Source organism: Acinetobacter sp. ANC_7553 (genome assembly GCF_056779895.1).
Window position 1 is genome coordinate 66,370 of record NZ_JBWYIV010000011.1, and the last position, 21,427, is coordinate 87,796.

Consider the following 21,427-nt stretch of genomic DNA (forward strand, 5'->3'; position numbering starts at 1 on the left):
TCTTCCAAAATTAAGAGTATTGACTGAATTCCGTCATGTATTGATCCATTGCTTCATCCATACTGATCTGGTCAGGTGGAGAGACATGTGATGTGATGACTGGTTCTGATTTTGGTTCTGCGACGTGGGAACGAGCAGCTTTTGATTTAACATGATACTCCACATGTAAGGCCTCTTTACCAAAATAGTCGCGCAGTTTGAACAATAAGTCATCGAGTGGTGCGACATTCCATTGCGGTGGTAAATGAAAATCAGCCGTTGCATATGGAAAGTCGAGTTGTACCTGTAATGGCACATGCTGACACATATCTACATTACAAAATGGTTGAATGATCTGTGAAAGCTCTTGACCAAGATTTGGCTGAATATGCTCAGGTTGTAATTTGATGAGGATGTGATTCGCACGTTTTTGACGAATTTCGTTTAATGTAAACGCCTTAGTAAGGCGTCCCATCGGACGATCGAAGCCTTCACGTTCATAAATTTCACCTTCAATCACAATCACTCTTTCATTCACAATAATATCTTTAAAACGTTGGAAGCGTTCATGATTTGCTGAGACTTCAATTCGAGCAGTACCATCATCGAGTGTGATCATCATGCGGTTAGGGAAATTTGCGACATCCACAACCAAGCCGGCAAATACTGTAGTCACACCACGACGTGTTGGAGTCAGCTCATTAATTTTGTTAGAAATAAATGCTTTTAACTCGGGGCGATACACATCAATCGGGTGTCCCGTTAAGTATAAACCTAAGGTGTCTTTTTCACCTTTTAAACGGACTTCATCAGACCAAGGTTTTACAGGTTTAGTAGGTTTACGTTGAACTTCTTCAACTTCACCAAATAAATCCATAATGCCAGTTTCACGATTTGAACGAGCTTGTTCGGCAGCTTGTACAGCTTCAGGCAATTGAGCCATTAAAGTCGCGCGTTCAAGTCCGAGACAATCTAATGCACCTGAGCGAATCAAAGCTTCAAGTGTACGTTTATTAATTTTCTTCAGATCAATACGATGGCAGAAATCAAATAAATCTTTATAAGGTCCAAGTTGCTTACGTGAATCAATGACAGATTGCATTGCTGCTTCACCAACACCCTTGATTGCACCTAGACCATATACAATGGTTTTTTCATCAATTGCATGGAATTGATAAATCGACATATTGACGGAAGGTGGTAACACATCGAGACCATTGTTACGACAGTCATCAATCAAAAATACAATACTGTCTGTGTTTTGCATTTCCGAAGTCAGTACAGCGGACATAAACTCAGAAGGATAGTGTGCTTTTAACCAAGCCGTCTGATAAGCCACCAATGCATAGGCTGCAGCATGTGACTTGTTGAAACCATAGCCTGCAAATTTTTCCATATAGTCAAAGATATGGTTCGCCGTTTGCTCATCGATATCTTTTTTTGCAGCACCTTCAATAAAGATTTGGCGTTGTTTAACCATCTCTTCAGGTTTCTTTTTACCCATCGCACGACGAAGTAAGTCCGCACCACCTAGACTATATCCTGCACAATACTGAGCTGCTTGCATAACCTGTTCTTGATATACCATAATCCCATAGGTAGGTTCTAAGACACCTTCTAATAGGGGATGTAAGTATTCGAACTCTCCACCATGCATCCGATGAATAAAGTCTGGAATTAGATCCATTGGGCCCGGGCGGTACAATGACACGAAGGCAATAATTTCTTCAAATTTACTTGGGCGTGCTTCCTTGAGCATTTTTTTCATGCCCACGGATTCAAATTGGAATACCGCAGTGGTATTTGCTTCGGCAAATATTGAATACGCTGCTTTGTCATTCAGCGGAATATTTTCAATCTTTAGAGGTATATCAAACTTTAATCGTTGGTTAATGTGCTGAATAGCATCTTCAATTACAGTAAGATTTCGCAACCCCAAGAAGTCAAATTTAACAAGTCCTGCCGCTTCAACATCGTCTTTATCAAATTGAGCGACACGACCAGTACCATCTTCTTCACACAGTACAGCTGAGAAGTCCGTAATCTTGGTCGGTGCGATTACAACACCACCTGCGTGCTTACCAGTGTTACGCGTTATTCCTTCAAGTTTAAGCGCCATTTCCCAGATTTCTGAAGCATCTTCATAATCTGGGTTGGATGGGTTGGTTACAATATCTTTAAGTTGTGGTTCTGCTTCTAAAGATTCTTCTAAACTTAAACCTAAAGGTTTAGTCGGGATCATTTTAGAAATACGATCTGCTAAGCCGTAAGACTTACCTAAAACTCGTGCAACATCACGAATTGCGCCTTTCGCTGCCATCGTACCAAATGTTGCAATTTGAGATACAGCATCACGCCCATAAGTTCGTGCTACATAATCAATTACACGATCTCGACCTGCGATACAAAAATCCACGTCAAAGTCTGGCATCGAAACACGTTCAGGATTTAAGAAACGTTCGAAAAGAAGTCCGTATGGCAGTGGATCTAAATCTGTAATTTTTAAACTGTATGCAACTAATGAGCCTGCACCTGAACCACGACCCGGGCCTACAGGTACGCCATTGTTCTTGGACCACTGAATGAAGTCCATGACAATCAAGAAGTAACCTGGGAATCCCATCGAGTTAATGATCTTGATTTCAAAATCTAAACGATCGTCATATTCTTTGCGAATTTCAGGCCAGTCTTCTCCACGTTTCTCCACAGGATAAAGGTGATTAAGACGTTCTTCTAATCCTTCTTTAGACAAATGGGCAAAGAAGGTATCAATTGTATGACCTTCAGGAATTGGATAGTCAGGTAAAAAGTATTTACCTAAGCGAAGTGTCACATTACAGCGTTTAGCAATTTCAACTGTATTTTGAATAGCACTGGGGATATCAGCAAATAACTCCACCATTTGCGCTGTTGTTTTGAAATATTGCTCAGGGCTGTAAGTACGTGGACGACGATTATCACCTAAAACATAGCCATCTGCGATGCAGACGCGCGCTTCATGGGCTTCAAAGTCTTCTTCTCTAATAAAATGAACATCATTATGAGCGACAACACCGATTTGATATTTTGCGGCTAATTTAACAGCTTCAATAATAAAATCTTCTTCTTGTGGGCGATTGGTACGCGTGAGTGCTAAATAAACACGATTGCCAAATTTTTCGATCCAAGCTTCAAGTAAGGGTTCAGCTTTTTCAGGGCTACTTGAACACAGCATTTCTCCAACATCACTTTTAATCCCTAAAAGTGCAATCATGCCCGGCGCTTGTTCTAACACCCATTCTTTTTTTACACACGGGATACTGAGTTGTTGTCCTTCAATAAAGCCGCGCGATACTACTTCAGTTAAACTACGCCAACCCTCATTATTCATCGCCAGTAAAGTCATACGATGTGATTCATCATTCAAACGAATCACACTTCCTAAAATAGGTTTAATCCCTTTTTTAAGACACGAGGTATAAAACTTCACTGCTGCATGTAAGTTCGATAAATCTGTCATCGCGAGTGCAGGCATAGAATCCTGTACAGCAGACTTCATTAGATCAGGTATACGTACGATTGATTCAGTAATAGAAAATTCTGTATGAACACCGAGATGAACAAACTGCATAGATGAGTCCTTTACAAGAGCAGAGCGTATTTTATCATGCAAAGTGATTTAGAACTGAGAATCCACGATATTTTATATGATTCGCACAAATTATCTTCGATTTGAATAAAGGCGATTTTATATCAATCAAAAAAGTGCCATTCGGCACTTTTTTATAACATGAAAATTGGGCTTAATATTCCCAGAACATGCGTTGTATTTCTTTTGCATCTTTGGTTTTGGTTAAAGCAAGCGCGGTTAAAATTTTAGCTTTTTGAGGGTTGAAGTCATGTGCAACTACCCAACCATATTTGTCATCTGGCTGTTCGGCATTACGGAGAACGAATCCTTGTGGCACTCGTGAAGAACGTACAATTTGTATACCACTTTGCTGAAGTTGATTCAGCGTGGGAACAATATTTTTCGCGACTGAACCGTTTCCTGTACCTGCATGGACAATGGCTTTAACCCCAGCATTGGCATACGCTTGATAAGCATCAGGAATCATGTTGCCAGAGCCATAGACAATTTGAACTAATGGGAGTGTATCACCCTTAATATTCTCGATATTAAATTCTGACCGCTGATTAAATCGCTTAACAGAACTTCGGAACCAATAAGGTTTAGATTCTACCAACGTCCCTAAAGCTCCCCATTGGCTTACAAAGGCATTAGTATGAATATTAATGCCTTTAGTCACATCTCGAGCTGCAAAAATACTATCGTTCATAAGGACGAACACCCCCTTATTTTTTGCACTCGGGTCTGCTGCCAGAGCAACTGCACTATATAAATTTAGTGGGCCATCCGCAGATAAAGCCGTCGATGGGCGCATTGAGCCGACAACAACAATAGGTTTTTCCGTTTGTACGACTAGATTAAGAAAAAAAGCGGTTTCTTCTAAGGTATCTGTACCATGTGTAATTACAACGCCATTTACATCTGACTTTTTAACCAAATCATTGACTTGGCGGGCAAGGGAAAGTAATTCTTTGTCTGTAATGCTTTCAGAAGCAACCTGGATTGCTTGTACGCCGCTCACATTGGCTAAATCTTTAATTTGAGGAACGGCATTCAGTAAGTCATCCACTGGAACTTTTGCGGCAGTGTAAGTGGCGCTGTTGGTTGAGCTTGCACCAGCACCCGCAATCGTTCCCCCAGTTGCAACGACAACAACGTTATTTTTAGCAAAGCTCGTTAGGGGTAATAACAAGCCAATCGATAGAGTCAGTGCGGTTAGCGTCTTTTTCATCTTTTTTCCTAAATGTTTTTTATAGTATTGTGCATGGATAATGCTTAATCACGATAAAGGAAAAGAAGGGTGCTTGTATATAATCAAAATGAAATTAATATCATGAAATAATCAAAATATTAAATATAAAACCCCCAGATTGAAATCTGGGGGTTTTAAATACATCATTCACATAAAACGACTGAATTAACGCATTTTCGCCAAGAATCTTCCTAAACGGTTAATCGCTTCACGAAGTTCATTTTCAGCAGGCAAGAACACCACACGGAAATGATCAGGCGTAGGCCAGTTGAATCCTGTGCCTTGTACCAATAACACTTTTTCTGCTTTGAGGAAGTCAAGCATAAACTGTTCATCATCCTGAATCGGATAAACTACAGGATCAAGTTTAGGGAAACAATACATTGCACCTTCAGGTTTAACGCAACTTACACCTGGGATTTCATTCAACATTTGCCAAGCAATATTGCGTTGCTCATACAAACGACCACCTGGACGAATTAAATCGTTGATAGACTGGTAGCCACCCAATGCAGTTTGAATAGCGTATTGAGCTTGATGGTTAGCACACAGGCGCATTGACGCGAGCATATCTAGACCTTCAATATAATCTGCCGCACGAGTCTTATCACCCGTAATTGCCATCCAGCCTGAACGGTATCCAGCAATTCGATAGGATTTAGATAATCCGTTAAATGAAATACACAGTTGATTACCCGCAAGGGCAGCGACCGATACATGTTCGATTCCATCGTAAACGATCTTATCGTAGATCTCATCAGCAAATAAAATCAGGTCATATTTTTTTGCAAGAGCGACAATTTTTTCTAAGACATGGCGTGGATAAACAGCACCCGTTGGGTTGTTCGGATTGATAATCACGATCCCACGAGTATTAGGCGTAATTTTGTTTTCCATATCCTGAATATCAGGATACCAATTATCTTCTTCATTACATTTATAATGAATTGCTGTACCACCAGAAAGATTAACGGCAGCAGTCCATAATGGATAATCTGGCATTGGTACCAGCATTTCATCGCCGTCATCTAACAGGCCTTGCATAGCCATTACAATCAGCTCAGAAACACCATTCCCAATATACACGTCATTGACATGCATATTGAAAATACCTTTTTGTTGATAATACTGACAAACCGCTTTGCGGGCAGGGAAAATCCCTTTTGAGTCTGTATAGCCGATTGCATTTGGTAAGTTCAACGCAACATCATTGATAATTTCTTGAGGTGCTTCAAAACCGAAGGGCGCTGGGTTGCCGATATTGAGTTTAATTATCTTATGTCCGGCTTCTTCCATTTCGTTGGCGGCGCGTAACACAGGTCCACGAATGTCATAGCATACATGCTCGAGCTTAGACGATTTCTTAATTTCGCGTGGAGTAGTGTTACCTAAAACGGACATATTCCCATCCAATTATTTTTGAGTGAATAAAAATAGATTACTAAATATCACAATCTATGTAGAAATTTAGCTAGAAATTTTTCAAGCTCTAGCGTAAATATGAAGGTACTGAAGCATGACATTGAATGTCAAAGATTTAAAGGAGTTAATCATGGGAAAACTCAATAAAACAGACCGAGAATGGCAAAGAGAGTTATCACCAGAGGAGTATCGCATTACCCGTCAAAAGGGAACTGAGCCTGCTTTCACAGGGCGATATTGGAATACCAAACAAGAAGGAACTTATGTTTGTCGTTGCTGTGGCGAACCTTTATTTACTTCAGAAACCAAATATGACAGTGGTTGTGGATGGCCTAGTTTTTATCGTCCAATCAACCAAACAGTCATTGAAGAACATGACGATCACTCACATGGCATGATTCGTACTGAGATTGTTTGTCATCATTGTGACGCACATCTAGGTCATGTTTTTGAGGATGGACCTGAACCTACAGGTCTTCGTTATTGTGTAAACTCAGCTTCATTAGAATTAAAAACCCAAGAAAAAAATGATGAGGAAACCTATCCATGACCAATATTTATCAATTTGAGGCAGAATTGCTAGAAGGGGAAAATAAGCAATTTTCGGACTATGAAGGTAAAGTGCTATTGATAGTCAACACAGCCAGCAAATGTGGATTTACGCCACAATTTGCAGGGTTGGAAGCGCTGTATGAAAAGTATAAAGATCAAGGTTTTGAGGTATTAGGATTTCCGTGCAATCAATTTGGTGGGCAAGATCCGGGTACGCACGAAGAAATTGGTAGTTTTTGCCAGAGAAATTACGGTGTATCCTTTCCGATGTTCGCTAAAGTGGATGTAAAAGGTCCTGAAGCCCATGTGATTTTTCGGTATCTCACCAACAACAGCAAAGGCATTTTAGGAAGTGGAATTAAGTGGAACTTTACCAAATTTTTGATTGGAAAAGATGGCAAAGTGCTTAATCGATATGCACCTACAACTAAACCAGAAAGCATTGAAGATGATATTCAAAAAGCGCTGGCTCAGTAAAAAAATCAGCTCAATTGAGCTGATTTTTTTTTCATTTAATTTAAGAAACGATAATCGGCTAGATTTGCATTTTTGGTTTCTAGCCAATACTTCCATGTATAACTCGGCCAAAGTGAAAAATTCTTTCCGCCTTCTTGCTGATACCAACTCACACAGCCAGATTGCCAAACTGTGCCTGCAAATTTTTCTTGGATTTTACGGTTGAATTCTTCTTGAACTCCATCTTTGACCACAATTGCTTTAGTCTTGGATTTTTCGACAGCTTCAATCAATTGTAGAATATAATTCACTTGAGATTCGATCATAAAAATTACAGAGTTATGACCTAAAACAGTATTCGGGCCTAAAAGTTGAAAGAGATTTGGAAATCCTTTGGTAGAAATTCCATAGTAGCTTTCAGCACCCTCTTTCCATGCTTCTTTCAACTCAATACCATTTTCGCCATAACATTTAAAATCTTTTAAATAAATTCGTGGATCAGTAATAAAACCAGTACCGTAAATTAAGCAATCTATTTCTCGTACTTGACCATCTTTGGTAACAATCGCATTTTCAGTAATTTCTTGAATGCTGTCCGTCACGAGCTCTACATTCTTGCGATTAAATGTTGGGAAATATCGATTTGATACCAAAATTCTTTTACACCCCATGGTGTAATCTGGTGTCAGTTTTTTTGCTATTTCTTTATCTTTGACTTGGAAGCGAATGAAAGCTTCTGCAAGTTTTTGACCCAGTCGCATCATTTGAGGTTTTACAATCGGAACTACGCGTGATTCGTTAGACCAATATAAGCGTGCTCGATGCAATTTTCTAAACCAGTCGTATTGGGCAAATAGTTTTTTGTCTAAAGCATTATAAGCTCGTTCATCGCGCGGTATTACCCATGCAGCCGTTCTTTGAAACACGTATAACTGTTTGGTTTTTGGTGCAATCTCAGGAATATATTGAATTGCACTTCCACCTGTGCCGATACTGGCTACACGTTTACCATTCAGGTCATAAGCATGATTCCAAGACGAGGAGTGGAATACTTCGCCTTTAAATTTTTCGATTCCTTTAATATTTGGAATTTGAGGAATATGCAATGGACCAGAGGCAAAAATAAGGAATTGACTGTGTAGAGCACTTTGATTCTTGATGGATATTTCCCACGTATGAGCTTGCTCATCGAAGCGTGTCGAAATGACTTCGGTATCAAATTGAATAAATTTTTTTAAATCATATTCTTGAATAAGATCTTGAATATATTGGAAAATTTCAGGTGCTTCAGCATATCGTTTTGTCCAATCAGATTTGGGGGCAAAAGATAACGAATACATATGAGACTGCACATCACATGCAGCACCCGGATATTGATTTTCGCGCCAAGTACCACCTACATCTGTAGCTTTTTCAAGAATAACAAAATCTTTGATACCGCGTTTAAGAAGTTGAATCGCTGTGGCTAATCCTCCAAATCCGGCGCCGATAATCGCAATTTTAGTATTTTTCTTGATGAATTGCGTTTTAGTTAAGTCGACTGAATTCGTATCTAGCTGATCTGATGTAACTTCCATTTTAATACTCGTTCATATTATTTGAAGCTATCATAAGCAGTCTGGACTAAAACTGACATGATTTCATTGACATTTAATATTGATATTTTCGGCAATATTATTTCCCTTTTTTTTAGGGTAAAACATATGCAACTTTAATTTTAAAATTCTGTTTTATGAAAAGGTCGATTCTCGGTTTGTTGTATCTCATACAGGGTATGCGACAGGTCGGAATAAATGTGGACGAAAGATTGGAAGCTGTAGGTTTAAAGGTGGATGCCTTAGATCCGAGTTCAACGATTCAACCTGAATTAGAACAAATCATTCAAAGAATTATTGCTAAAGGGGTTAACCCGCTGCTCGGTTTAGATGTCGGTCAACATTATGCGCTCGCAGGCTATGGTCCGCTTCTCATGCTGTTGGTCACAAGCCCGAATGTCGGTGCGGCTCTCACAAATGGAATACGCTATCAAGCGCTTACCCATTTATCGGGTAGACTTACATTAGAGCAGACGAGTGTCTATGCGGCTTTATGTTATGAGCCTCTCAATTTACAAAGTGAAGTTGATGAGTTCAGGGCTCAATGTGAAATTTCAGGTACGGTTAAATTCGTGCAAGATATCTACAAAATGATAGGATTGCCTTTTCCTGAAGTGCAGATTGAATTGCCGTTTTCACGACCGAAAGAATCCATTTTTTTGAACAAGTATTTGAATTATTTCGGTGCGCAAGTTCGGTTTGAACATGATAAATTTCGACTGATTTTTGATGCAGAAATTTTAGAATTGAAGTTGCCTTCAGCTGATCAAATCACATTTAATGTCCACCAACAAAGATGTAATGCTGAGATCGAAAGATTAAATGCGCAACAATTGAATCAACACCAGTTGATTCAAAGAATTCACGATTATTTGGATTTACAAACGGGGCAGATTCCAACAATGGCAGAAACTGCTCAAGCTTTGAATATTCCAGAGCGTACTTTGCGACATCAGCTTAACCAATTGAATACAAGCTATAAGCAAATACGGGAGCAACTCATTCGAGAGAAAGCGCTTCGATTAATTGAGTACAAAGAGTATTCGATCGAAGTAATAGCTGAAATGCTTGGATATTCAGAACCTGCAGCATTTAACCATGCTTTTAAAAGATGGTTTGGACAAAGTCCACGACAGTATGGAAAATGACCTCAGCATGTATGCTCAAATAGTATATGCCAAAGTGTTATTTATCATTTTTTTAAATATTCGTTATACTTCCGACGGCCTAAAAAAGTAATCAATATCTATGTTCCATTCTCATTCTTCGCAAAATAGTTTAAGTCACACTCCGCAATCACCTGCAGAACGTTATGCTCACGCAATTTCGTCAGGACAATTTATGCCTGATGATGCTCAAGCTCAAGCTGTACATGAACTTAATCGTGTTTGGGAAGAACTGATCTTACGATATAAAGCTTCTAAAAAAGCGTTTCGACGTTTTCGCCGTCAAACAGCCCCTAAGGGTGTTTATATGTGGGGTGGTGTTGGGCGTGGAAAAACTTGGTTGATGGACCAGTTTTATGATGCGATACCATTCCGTCGTAAGACGCGTATGCATTTCCATCATTTTATGCAATATGTGCATAAAGAGTTAAATAAAAATTCAGGACAGCAAAATCCACTCGACATCGTTGCTGATCAAATTTACAAAGATGCGGTTGTGATCTGTTTTGATGAATTCTTTGTATCAAATGTCACGGATGCGATGATTTTAAGTGATTTATTCCAAAAGCTATTTGTACGTGGAATTACACTTGTTGCAACATCAAACATTGCACCAGATGGTTTATACAAGAACGGCATACATCGCGACCGCTTTATTCCAACGATTGAAATGGTAAAAAAGAACTGTGTCATTTTGAATGTGGATGCAGGTGTTGACTATCGTTTGCGTGTACTGAAACAAGCGCAATTGTTCAAATCACCTTTAAGCCATGATAATCAGGTATGGATGGCACAACGTTTTTCAGCATTAACCAGTGCTCAAAATGTGAGTGAAGAACCGATTATCATTAATGGACGTAATGTCGATACGATTGGTCATACTGAAGATGTATTGTGGTGTGAGTTTTCTGAACTCTGTATGAAGCCACGAAGTCCTGCGGACTTTATCGAAATTGCGAACACTTATAACACTGTCCTAGTCAGTAATGTTCCCGATCTGAATGATTATTTATCAGAAGGAACACGCCGATTCATTTATTTAGTCGACGAGTTCTATGATCGTGGTGTTAAATTATTACTGACCTCACATGCCAGTATCATTGATATATATAGTGGCGAAAAATTAGCGTTTGAAATCGAACGTACACGTTCACGTTTACTTGAAATGCAATCAGATGACTATTTACAATCTGCGCATCGACAAATTGATAAGCCCGCTGAATAAATGTGAGAATTCACAAATGAACCCAAACAGATGATGTTTGGGTTTTTTTATTTAGAGTGGAATAAATTTGAAATCGTTCCTTAAAAGCGTAGAGAAAATAGACATATTGGTTTAAATTAAATCAGATTTGATGGAAATTGGCACTTAAGTCTAATTTCTACCTTTATAAAACTTTATACACTGTAATTAGATTGTTGAATTAAAACGACTCAATAAGTAATAGATCAAAAGTCTCATCTGATTGGTGTCTATAATAAATGATCACTATTTAGCAATGTGATATTACTATTCAGCAATTTATAAATGGGTATACTAGATTCTCTTGTATAAAAAGTAGCAATATCAGGAAAGACAATGACTGCACGTATTCAGAAAGGCAAGTTAGCGATTGCTAAAGAACTCTACGATTTCATCGAAAATGAAGCACTACCAGGTTCTGGTTTAGACAGTGAAACTTACTGGAAAAACTTTGAACAAGTCGTTGTTGATCTTAGCCCAAAAAATAAAGCACTCTTGGCTAAGCGTGATGACATTCAAGCGAAAATTGATGAATGGCACCGCAATAATAAATTTGAATTAGGAGCTTACAAAGCTTTCCTGACAGAAATTGGCTACTTATTACCAGAAGTAGAAGATTTTCAAATTACAACTGAAAATGTAGATGAAGAAATCGCACTATTGGCGGGTGCACAATTGGTTGTGCCTGTACGTAATGCACGTTACTGCTTGAACGCTGCAAATGCTCGTTGGGGCTCTTTATATGACGCATTGTATGGTTTCGATGTCATCTCGGAAGAAGGCGGTGCGGAAAAAGGTAAGGGGTATAACCCTGTTCGTGGCGAAAAAGTTATCGCTTTTGCTAAAAATTTCTTAAATGAAACTTTCCCTTTAGCAAATGGATCACATGCGGATGCTACGAAATACGCTGTTGAAGCAAAAAAATTAGTGGTAACGCTTAAAGATGGCAGCACAACGAATTTGGCTAAAGAAGCTCAATTTGTAGGTTTTAATGGTGAAGAGTCTGCGCCGACAGAAATCGTTTTATTAAATAATGGTTTGCATGTCATCATTGAAATCGATGCGACAAGCCCAATTGGTCAAACAGATGCTGCTGGCGTAAAAGATCTTGTTTTAGAATCTGCGGTAACAACGATCCAAGATTTGGAAGACTCAATTGCTGCGGTTGATGCTGAAGAAAAAGTTGAAGGCTACCGTAACTGGTTAGGTTTGATGAAGGGTACTTTGGAAGAGAAAATCGAGAAAAATGGTAAAACCATTACTCGTGCTTTAAACAAAGACCGTACCCACAAAAATCTGATCGGTGGCGAAACAACTTTACACGGTCGTTCATTGATGCTTCTTCGTAACGTTGGTCATTTGATGACGAACCCGGCGATCCTAGTGGATGGTCAAGAAATCTATGAAGGTATCATGGATGCATTGATCACACCGTTATTAACGTTTGCTGACATCAAAGGTCAAAATGAAATCAAGAACTCTCGTAAAGGTTCTATGTATATCGTTAAGCCTAAGATGCATGGCCCTGAAGAAGTTGCATTTGCAGTTGAACTATTTGAGCGTGCAGAACAAGCTCTAGGTTTGCCAGCAAAAACGCTTAAAATCGGGATCATGGATGAAGAGCGCCGTACTTCTGTAAACTTGAAAAACTGTATTGCTCAAGCGAAAGATCGTACCATCTTCATTAACACAGGATTCATGGACCGTACAGGTGACGAAATCCATACCTTTATGGAAGCAGGTCCATTCGTTCGTAAGGGTGAAGTTAAATCTCAAATTTGGTTCCCTGCATATGAAAACCGTAACGTGATGGTTGGTTTACAAGCAGGCTTACGTGGCAAAGCACAAATTGGTAAAGGCATGTGGCCTAAACCAGATATGCTTTTAGATATGTATAAAACCAAAATTGAGCATCCTGAAGCTGGTGCGAGCTGTGCTTGGGTTCCATCACCATCTGGTGCTGTAATTCATGCGATTCACTATCACCAATGTAATGTTTCAGCGCGTCAACAAGAGTTGTTAAAAACTGAAGCATTACCTTTAGATGATTTATTAACTCCACCATTAGCGACTGATACGAATTGGACTGATGAAGAGAAAACCAAAGAGTTAGAAAATAACCTTCAGGGTATTCTTGGTTATGTTGTTCGTTGGGTTGATTTGGGTGTTGGTTGTTCTAAAGTTCCAGACATCAACAACGTTGGTTTGATGGAAGACCGTGCAACTTTACGTATTTCATCTCAACACGTTGCTAACTGGTTACGTCACGGTATCGTGACTAAAGAGAAAGTTGAAGAAGTAATGCAACGTATGGCTAAAATTGTAGATGAGCAAAATGCGAACGATCCAGCGTACACACCAATGGCGCCTGGGTTTGACGGTTATGCTTACCAAGCAGCATATGATTTAGTGTTTAAAGGTGCTGAACAACCATCAGGTTATACAGAACCATTACTTCATGCTTACCGCTTGAAGCTTAAAGGTTACACTGGTGACTAATTAAAATAAAAAAGCCTCTCCGGAGGCTTTTTTTACGATTGTGTAAAATAGTTGACCATTGGGTAAAAAGTGGCATGTAGAGGGACATAAAATGACGCAATATTCAAATTTAAATCAACAGTTTATTAACGGTTCTTGGTTAAAAGGCTCTTCAGAGCATGTCATACAAAATTTAAATCCATTTGATTTAAAAGAAATACACCAAATTCAAGCGGCGAATCAGTCTGATGTTGATCTCGCTTTTTCTGCAGCACAACAAGCATTTGATCTTGGCTTAATTACCTCTGCTGTAGATCGCAAGAAAATCATTCAGAAGCTGCATGACATTATACAATTACGTAAAGATGAAATTATAGATTGGCTGATTACCGAGTCTGGAAGTACGCGTCTCAAGGCAAATATTGAAGTGGGTGCTGCGCTTGGTATTATCTCAGAATCATTCACTTTTCCTGATCAAATCCAAACTGTTCAGCTAGAAAGTAAAGATCCTGCGAGAAAAAGTTTTTATCAACGCAAAGCGTTGGGTGTTATTGCTGTCATTAGCCCTTGGAATTTTCCATTTCATTTGTCAATGCGATCGGTTGTTTGCGCAATCGCATGTGGAAATACAGTGGTACTCAAACCTGCGAGTGATACACCTGTTACAGGTGGAACATTATTAGGGAAATTGTTTGAAGAGGCGGGTGTGCCCGCTGGTGTACTGAATGTCATTGTGGGTAGTAGTAGTGAAATAGGGGATTATTTTGTCGAGCATCCTATTCCGAAGATGATTTCATTCACTGGCTCTACAGAAGTAGGAAAAAATGTTGGTGCTAAAGCGATGGCGAGCTCTAGAATCAAACGACTTGCTTTAGAGCTTGGGGGGAATGCGCCATTATTAATTCTCAAAGATGCAGATTTAGATTTGGCAGTCGATTTGACGATCAAGGGGCGTTTCCTTCACCAAGGCCAAATCTGTATGAGCACTAATCGTGTCATCGTAGATCAATCAATTCACAATGAATATGTTAAAAAGCTTTTAAACAAAGTAAAAGATATTCCTGTGGGTGATCCTAATCTTGATGAGACGCTCATAGGGCCTATTATCAATAATACACAAGTGAAGCAGCATCAACGAATTATTGATCAGGCTCAAATAGAAGGTGCTAAGTTGGTCTATGCTGGGGGTATTGAGAATAATTTGGTTTCACCTCATGTGTTTATCGATGTGTTGCCGACATATGCAATTGCTCAAGAGGAGAGCTTCGGACCAATTCTGCCGATCGTCAGAGCAGATGATGAGGCACATGCAATTCAAATCGCCAATGACACACCGTTTGGTTTATCTGGTGCTGTATGTACATCTGATATTGAGCGCGGAGTAGAAATCGCTTCAAAACTCGATTTTGGAATGACACATATTAATGGTATAAGTGTCGCGGACCATGCTAATGCACCATTCGGTGGAGAAAAGAACTCTGGATTAGGGCGCTTTAATGGGCATTGGATTATGGATGAATTCACGCGTACACACTGGATGACAGTACCAATATCATCATAATGAACTGAATTGGATCGGCTATAATAGCCTAAGTTTTTTATAGTATTGAAAATTATGCTATGTGTGCCAACTTTAAGCCAATACAAGCCCATCAAATCCAAGCATTAGAACTTCCACATATTCCATTTGAATATGTGGAAGAGGTTTATCCAAGCTACGAAACCCCGTTGTTATTTAAATCTGATCATAGCTACGAGTGGAGGTTAGTTAATTTTGGTTTTATACCAAAATGGGCAACTGATACAGAAATAGCGAAGAAAACCTATAATGCACGCAATGAAACATTAAGCGAAAAAAGAAGTTTTCAAGAAGCATTTGAAAAATGTAAATTTGGTGTAATTCCAGTCACTGAGTTTTATGAAGCAAAATATATTAATGGACGACCGCAACGATGGGGTGTGAGAAGAAAAGATGGTCAGGCATTTTTTATCGCAGCGTTGTATGAAATCACGAAAATTGATCAAATTATTTATCGTTCAGCAACGATGATTACCATGGATGCTATTCATCACGAAATGATGAAGGATTTTCATGAGCCTGGAGATGTTAAACGGTCAGTAATTATTATTCCGCACTATAAATTAGATCAGTGGCTGAGTTTAAAATCCCCCGACATTCAGAACTTTGTAGAGGGCTTTCCAGTAGAGGAATTTGAATGTTTTTATTGTCCAAAACCACGGCAGAACAATACAGCCCAACTCAATATGTTTGATGATGGGCTTTAATCTAAAGTTTAGGGAAATTAGTGCGCTAAATTTTTGAAAATATGCTTTAAGCTTTCCATTAGTTTTTCAATTTGAAGTGGGGTTAATCCCTCAAATGTTTGTTCAAGAACCACACTCATCAGGTCATTAATTTTTTTTGTCATTTCTAAACCTTTTGGTGTTAGTACCACACGCGTAATACGGGCATCGTTTTCACACGAGTAAGTGTCAACCATTCCTTCATCTTTTAAACGGTAAACGATTTTTGTAGTCGTCGACATTTTTGACACAATCATGTCAGAGAGTTCTGAAACACTTGCATCTGGTTTAGTAGACAATGCGACAAGCAAACGTCGACGAGAATTATCAACGCCATACTTTTTGAGCACATGGTCAACATTCAGTACATACTGAGAATGGACTTGAGTGATCCAATAGAATGGAAAATTTTCGAGTTCAAAATTTTCAGATGAAGGTAAAAATTTTGCATATTTTTTTGACATCGCTACGTCCTTGTCAGTGTAACTTAATTGTTTTTATTAATTTAAATATTACATGAAGCATAACCTATATTAAAAGAACTATGTTCAAATAATCAACTTATGTTCAAGCGCTTACCTTAAATCAGACAAAAGGTATGACACCTATTGACTTCAGTTTTATAAAACATATTTCAATGATCTGTAAATATCTTTATGTGTATCAAAACAGAAGATTCGAAAAATACAGCTATTCTGATCTTCATGATTATATCTTTATGTCAATTCCACGCTGACCAAATTCTATTGAAAAATAGAGGAACTATAACTTGGCACTGATATTTTTTTTTGTGTCGAAAATGTCAAAGACTATTCAAGGATGGCAATTACGACTAAAGATATGATCTAAATTTACATAAAAAATTGTTTTGAACATAAAAAAAGTAATTACAAAATAAAATTCTTATGCATAATAGTTTCATCATTTCTGAAAAGGTAACTTTATATATGGACCCGTCGCCGTGTTGGCCTAATTTTGCTTCTTACATTATCTTAAATAATAAGAACCAGGAGATCTAATATGGAATTTTTATTGGATCCTGGCATTTGGATAGGGTTAATTACCCTTATCATTCTTGAAATCGTTTTAGGTATTGATAACTTAGTATTTATTGCGATACTTGCAGAAAAACTTCCTCCAGAACAACGTGATAAAGCCCGTGTAATCGGTTTATCCCTCGCATTATTAATGCGTCTAGGTCTACTTTTTGCGATCTCGTGGTTAGTGACTTTAACTCAACCATTGATTGAAATTTTTGGAAAAACATTCTCAGGTCGAGATTTGATATTACTGTTTGGTGGTCTATTCCTTGTGTATAAGGCTGTCAATGAACTCCATGAAAAAATGGAGGGTAAACCCGAGATTAAAACGAATAACAATGTCGTATACGCTGGTTTTGCTGCAGTTGTGGCTCAGATCGTTGTGCTTGATGCGGTATTTTCACTCGACTCAGTGATCACTGCGATTGGTATGGTGGATAATATTTACGTGATGATGGCTGCGATGATTGTGGCTATGGTTGTCATGTTAATTGCATCAAAACCGTTAACTACGTTTGTTAACCGCCATCCTACGGTGGTTATCCTTTGTTTAAGTTTCTTGTTATTGATCGGTGTAAGTCTAATTGCTGAAGGTTTTGGATTCCATATCCCTAAAGGTTATATTTATTCAGGTATTGGTGTTGCAATTCTAATTGAAGCATTCAATCAATTTTCGAATCGCAATCTTGAAAAAAATCAAGCGAAGATCCCGTTACGTCATCGAACTGCAGATTCAATTTTGAAATTGATGGGCAGTAAATTGGATGCCGATATTGCAACATCCAAAGAAGTTGAAGAAATTCAACAAGCTTTTGGTGATGAAGAGCGTTATATGGTTGGTGGTGTGCTATCACTTGCTGAACGTTCAGTTGCTTCAATTATGACACCTCGAAATCAAATTTCTTGGGTTAATATTGAGGACGATGCCGAAGCAATTCGTGAACAGGTATTAGCTGTACCTCATAGTCTTTTCCCAGTTTGTCGTGGACAATTGGATAAAGTCATCACGATTGTACGTGCAAAAGAATTGATTGATGCATTAGATGATCCAGATCAACTAAAAGATTTGATGAAACGTGTCCGTCCTATTTTCATTTATGAAAAAATGAAAGTGATTGATGCAATTAATACATTAAGAACTTCTAAAGGTTCATTGGTACTTGTTACAAATGAATATGGCAATATTCAAGGCTTAATCTCACCATTAGATGTTTTTGAAGCAATTGCTGGTGAATTCCCAGATGCTGATGAACAGCTTGAATTGGTTAAAATCGATGATACCACTTGGAAGGCGTCTGGTATGTTAGATTTATATCAATTAGAGCTGGCGCTCGATATATTAGATTTAGATCTGGTGCAAGAAGACTCAGGTTACTTTAGTGTTGCAGGACTGATTTTAGATAAAACGAGTGGGGCGGTTGAAGTTGGTATGTTGATTGAACACCAAGGGGTTAATTTCGAAATTCTAGAAATGGAAGATAATCGAATTAAAACCGTTAAAATCACGCTTTAAACTCTAATAAAAAAGCTCCTTATTGGAGCTTTTTTTTGCTTAAATTTCTATATAAGGTATGGAGTTAGCGAAGTCGTAGTATGAAATATGAGATAAGATGCTAAACATATTGTAATCTGTTTTATAGCGAAGGAATGTCAGATCATGATCGATCAAATGGAATTATCGGTAAGACTTGCTATTTTTTTTAGTGGTATTTTTTTATTGACCGGTATGCTTACTGGTGTATGGAAGTATGTGCAAATCAGCTTATCTAAACAAGCTCGAGCACATTATTATGTTGATATTGCGCATAGGAGTAGTTTGCTATATGCACCTGCAACGTTAATTCTAGCTGTAATGGCATATTTTTCAGCGTTGAATCAATCGACAAATTTGCTCTTTATTTTGATTAATATTTTCTTTTTTGCATTTTCAATTTTAAGTTATATTTTGCATGGCTTATTGAAAGATACGACAAATCAGTTCAAAGAACCACATCAATTAGGGCGTATTGAATTACCAAAATTGCTCATGAGAGGTGCGATGGTACTATTGGTCGTAGGTGAGGTTGGGGCGACCTTAGGTTTGCTTTATGGTTTATATGTTGGGTTATTCTAATAAGTAGAGCAGAATTGAAAAACTTGTTATTTTGATAGAGTGCTTTAAATGATGACATTGACTTTAAGATGGATGCTTTGGCATCCATCTCTTAGTCTAAATGTGCTTCTTGATCAGAAAGCTTTTGAGTACGATATTTCGTGTCAATAAAGGCCCACACGTAAAATGCTAGCGTCGCAGCAAGTGCATAAGCAAAATATTCAAGCTTCAACGTGCCTTGAATTGTACCTTGCACAACAAGTGTCAGCATGAGAGCAAACATTGTGCTTAAAAAAACGACAGCATTGTTGTTCGCTTTAAGAGTATTAATGAAGACTTGCTTGTTGAAATGTAATGATAACATCTCCATCCCTCCTGATAATTCATGACAAATCTGAATGATTTAGTCGACTTTGTTTACATACTTGTACAGGGGATTGAAGAATAAAGCAAGTTTTTAACACTCTATTATGTAAATAAATTATGACATTAATATGACAAAAGTCGAAATATTTGAAATTAAGATACTACGTGAGCTAAGTGCTAGAATTATTTCGATAAATCGTGATGAGATGAATAGAGTTTCTTGTAATTCTTTAATCTATTTACTTTTTAGCATCTTGCAAAACAAATAAATAGTAGCAAAAGTCATTCCAAATCTGACTGATGAGGTCAAAGTTAAGGTGGGTAAGCAATAATAGTCTGTTGGATAAACGAGACAATTATTGATTACAGAACAAATACGGCTTGGGTAAAACAATATTTATTGATAAATCACCTGAATTTACTTCTTCAGTCTATCCAGTGTGTAGACAATGACAAATACAACTAAAGAAGGAATCAACCATGCTAAATTTTGTTCAGCCAATGGTAGATTGTTCATAAATGCTGGCAAGAAATGATCTAATTCTGCAACCTTAAGTCCATCAATAATACCGAATATGAAAGCAACCGCTGTAACAGGCGCAATGACGCGTGGAGCGGAATTAAAGAACTTCCACATAAATCCCATCATGATCACCACAATCGCTGGTGGGTAGATTGCACTTAATACAGGTACAGAGAAGGCGATTAACTTGGTTAAACCTAAGTTGGAAATGACAAATGAGAAACCAACAAGAATGAAAACCCATTTTTTGTAAGTAATCTTCGTGATTTGTGAGAAATATTCTGCACATGCACAAGTCAAACCAATTGCCGTAACCATGCATGCGATAAAAATCATCGCCCCTAGAAAATATGAGCCAAAGTCACCAAAGGCATGCTGAACATAGCCATGGAGAATAATGGCACCATTTGCAGCGTTAGGTGCAGCCTCGTGACTACTCAGTCCAAGTTTAAATAGGCTAATGTAAACCAGTGTAAGGCCAATACCTGAAATTAAACTTGCGATCACTGCATATTTGGTAATTAACTTTTGATCATTTACACCACGTGAACGTATCGCATTAATAATGACAATACCAAATACTAAAGCTCCTAAAGTGTCCATGGTTAAATAACCATTAACAAATCCTTCTGAAACAGGACTATTGATATAGTTTCCAATAGGTGCAGGGATATAATCTGCAGAAACTAAAAAGGCACTACCACCTAAAATGATCAAAGAGAGAATTTTGAGTGGAGATAAAACATAGCCGACAGTATCCAAAATTTTATTCGGATAAAGTGAGATTAACGTTACAAATGCAAAATAAATTGCACTGTAGATCAACAAGGTCGATGAAGACGTTCCAAAATAACTCGAAAAACCAATTTCAAAAGAAACTGTAGCTGTCCGAGGTGTCGCGAAAAGTGGTCCAACAGCAAGATAGCATGCTACGGTTAAGATTAAACTTGCAATCTTACCCAGTGGAGAGCTTAAAAGTTGAATAGAGCCTTCAACACGCGATAGCGCAATGATCGTGATAACAGGAAGGCCAACAGCAGTAATTAAGAAGCCAAAAGCAGCTAACCAAACATGTTCACCCGCTTGTTGAGCAACAATAGGTGGGAAGATAATATTGCCTGCACCGATAAATAGTGCAAAGGTCATAAAACCTAAGGCAATAATGTCCCGTGTACGCAAATTGGTCATAAGGGAGATCGGTTCAAGAAAAAAGAAAGCGATTTTAGAGCAAATGTCAGTAAATAGGGAGGGCGGTCATCCATCGAATGGAATAGTAAAAAAGCAAGAAGCGAATAATTTTATTGGATGGGAAATTATGAGTTAAATTAAGTCTATGTATTTATAAAACT

Annotated in this window: 16 protein-coding genes; 9 read left to right on the forward strand and 7 right to left on the reverse strand. The window is 38.2% G+C overall.

Annotation, left to right across the window (positions count from 1 at the left end; all coding sequences use genetic code 11):
* Nucleotides 1-10: 10 nt before the first annotated feature.
* From dnaE to AC1M9I_RS10065, 3 genes are all read right to left on the reverse strand, one after another.
* Nucleotides 11-3,589 (reverse strand): DNA polymerase III subunit alpha, encoded by a 3,579-nt coding sequence (gene dnaE / locus AC1M9I_RS10055; RefSeq protein WP_481610989.1) that lies wholly within the window; start codon nucleotides 3,587-3,589, stop codon nucleotides 11-13.
* A gap of 172 nt (nucleotides 3,590-3,761) precedes the next feature.
* Entirely contained in the window at nucleotides 3,762-4,820 is a 1,059-nt protein-coding gene (locus AC1M9I_RS10060) for a type II asparaginase (protein WP_481610990.1), read from the reverse strand.
* Between the two features lie 186 nt (nucleotides 4,821-5,006).
* The gene (locus AC1M9I_RS10065; RefSeq protein ID WP_481610991.1) at nucleotides 5,007-6,242 is read right to left on the reverse strand and encodes a pyridoxal phosphate-dependent aminotransferase; all 1,236 of its coding nucleotides are present in this window, start codon (nucleotides 6,240-6,242) and stop codon (nucleotides 5,007-5,009) included.
* Nucleotides 6,243-6,393: 151 nt separating this feature from the next.
* Between AC1M9I_RS10065 and msrB the strand changes: the two genes are divergently transcribed.
* Complete coding sequence (gene msrB, locus AC1M9I_RS10070) at nucleotides 6,394-6,813, forward strand: peptide-methionine (R)-S-oxide reductase MsrB (RefSeq protein ID WP_035266138.1); 420 nt, start codon at nucleotides 6,394-6,396, stop codon at nucleotides 6,811-6,813.
* Nucleotides 6,810-7,292, forward strand: coding sequence for a glutathione peroxidase (locus AC1M9I_RS10075; protein ID WP_035266096.1), 483 nt, complete (start codon nucleotides 6,810-6,812; stop codon nucleotides 7,290-7,292). The genes msrB and AC1M9I_RS10075 overlap by 4 nt, the downstream gene beginning before the upstream one ends.
* A 35-nt stretch (nucleotides 7,293-7,327) precedes the next feature.
* On the opposite strand, the gene AC1M9I_RS10080 is transcribed toward AC1M9I_RS10075, so the two are convergent.
* A complete protein-coding gene (locus AC1M9I_RS10080; protein ID WP_481593680.1) occupies nucleotides 7,328-8,848 on the reverse strand; it encodes a flavin-containing monooxygenase in 1,521 nt (506 codons plus the stop codon).
* 155 nt (nucleotides 8,849-9,003) lie between these two features.
* Between AC1M9I_RS10080 and AC1M9I_RS10085 the strand changes: the two genes are divergently transcribed.
* The 5 genes from AC1M9I_RS10085 to AC1M9I_RS10105 all read left to right on the forward strand — a co-directional run bounded on the left by AC1M9I_RS10085 (nucleotide 9,004) and on the right by AC1M9I_RS10105 (nucleotide 16,039).
* Entirely contained in the window at nucleotides 9,004-10,014 is a 1,011-nt protein-coding gene (locus AC1M9I_RS10085) for an AraC family transcriptional regulator (protein ID WP_092767763.1), read from the forward strand.
* A 100-nt stretch (nucleotides 10,015-10,114) separates the two neighbouring features.
* Nucleotides 10,115-11,257: a cell division protein ZapE gene (zapE, locus tag AC1M9I_RS10090; RefSeq protein ID WP_092767765.1), complete on the forward strand. Its 1,143-nt coding sequence runs from the start codon at nucleotides 10,115-10,117 to the stop codon at nucleotides 11,255-11,257.
* A 354-nt stretch (nucleotides 11,258-11,611) separates the two neighbouring features.
* Nucleotides 11,612-13,774, forward strand: coding sequence for a malate synthase G (locus AC1M9I_RS10095; protein ID WP_481610992.1), 2,163 nt, complete (start codon nucleotides 11,612-11,614; stop codon nucleotides 13,772-13,774).
* Between the two features lie 91 nt (nucleotides 13,775-13,865).
* Nucleotides 13,866-15,314, forward strand: a complete 1,449-nt coding sequence (locus AC1M9I_RS10100; RefSeq protein WP_481593682.1) for an aldehyde dehydrogenase family protein — start codon at nucleotides 13,866-13,868, stop codon at nucleotides 15,312-15,314.
* A 59-nt stretch (nucleotides 15,315-15,373) separates the two neighbouring features.
* The gene (locus tag AC1M9I_RS10105) at nucleotides 15,374-16,039 is read left to right on the forward strand and encodes an SOS response-associated peptidase (RefSeq protein ID WP_481587649.1); all 666 of its coding nucleotides are present in this window, start codon (nucleotides 15,374-15,376) and stop codon (nucleotides 16,037-16,039) included.
* A gap of 17 nt (nucleotides 16,040-16,056) precedes the next feature.
* On the opposite strand, the gene AC1M9I_RS10110 is transcribed toward AC1M9I_RS10105, so the two are convergent.
* Nucleotides 16,057-16,521: a MarR family winged helix-turn-helix transcriptional regulator gene (locus AC1M9I_RS10110; protein ID WP_035266085.1), complete on the reverse strand. Its 465-nt coding sequence runs from the start codon at nucleotides 16,519-16,521 to the stop codon at nucleotides 16,057-16,059.
* A 556-nt stretch (nucleotides 16,522-17,077) separates the two neighbouring features.
* Here AC1M9I_RS10110 and AC1M9I_RS10115 point away from each other — a divergent pair.
* Together AC1M9I_RS10115 and AC1M9I_RS10120 are read left to right on the forward strand one after the other, a co-directional pair.
* Nucleotides 17,078-18,610, forward strand: coding sequence for a TerC family protein (locus AC1M9I_RS10115; protein ID WP_092767773.1), 1,533 nt, complete (start codon nucleotides 17,078-17,080; stop codon nucleotides 18,608-18,610).
* Nucleotides 18,611-18,754: 144 nt separating this feature from the next.
* Nucleotides 18,755-19,210 (forward strand): hypothetical protein, encoded by a 456-nt coding sequence (locus tag AC1M9I_RS10120; RefSeq protein WP_481610993.1) that lies wholly within the window; start codon nucleotides 18,755-18,757, stop codon nucleotides 19,208-19,210.
* Nucleotides 19,211-19,301: 91 nt separating this feature from the next.
* On the opposite strand, the gene AC1M9I_RS10125 is transcribed toward AC1M9I_RS10120, so the two are convergent.
* Entirely contained in the window at nucleotides 19,302-19,553 is a 252-nt protein-coding gene (locus AC1M9I_RS10125; RefSeq protein WP_035266079.1) for a hypothetical protein, read from the reverse strand.
* A gap of 420 nt (nucleotides 19,554-19,973) precedes the next feature.
* Nucleotides 19,974-21,266 carry a branched-chain amino acid transport system II carrier protein gene (gene brnQ, locus AC1M9I_RS10130; RefSeq protein WP_481589302.1) on the reverse strand — a complete coding sequence of 431 codons (1,293 nt, stop codon included), beginning with the start codon at nucleotides 21,264-21,266 and terminating at the stop codon, nucleotides 19,974-19,976.
* Nucleotides 21,267-21,427 lie beyond the last annotated feature (161 nt).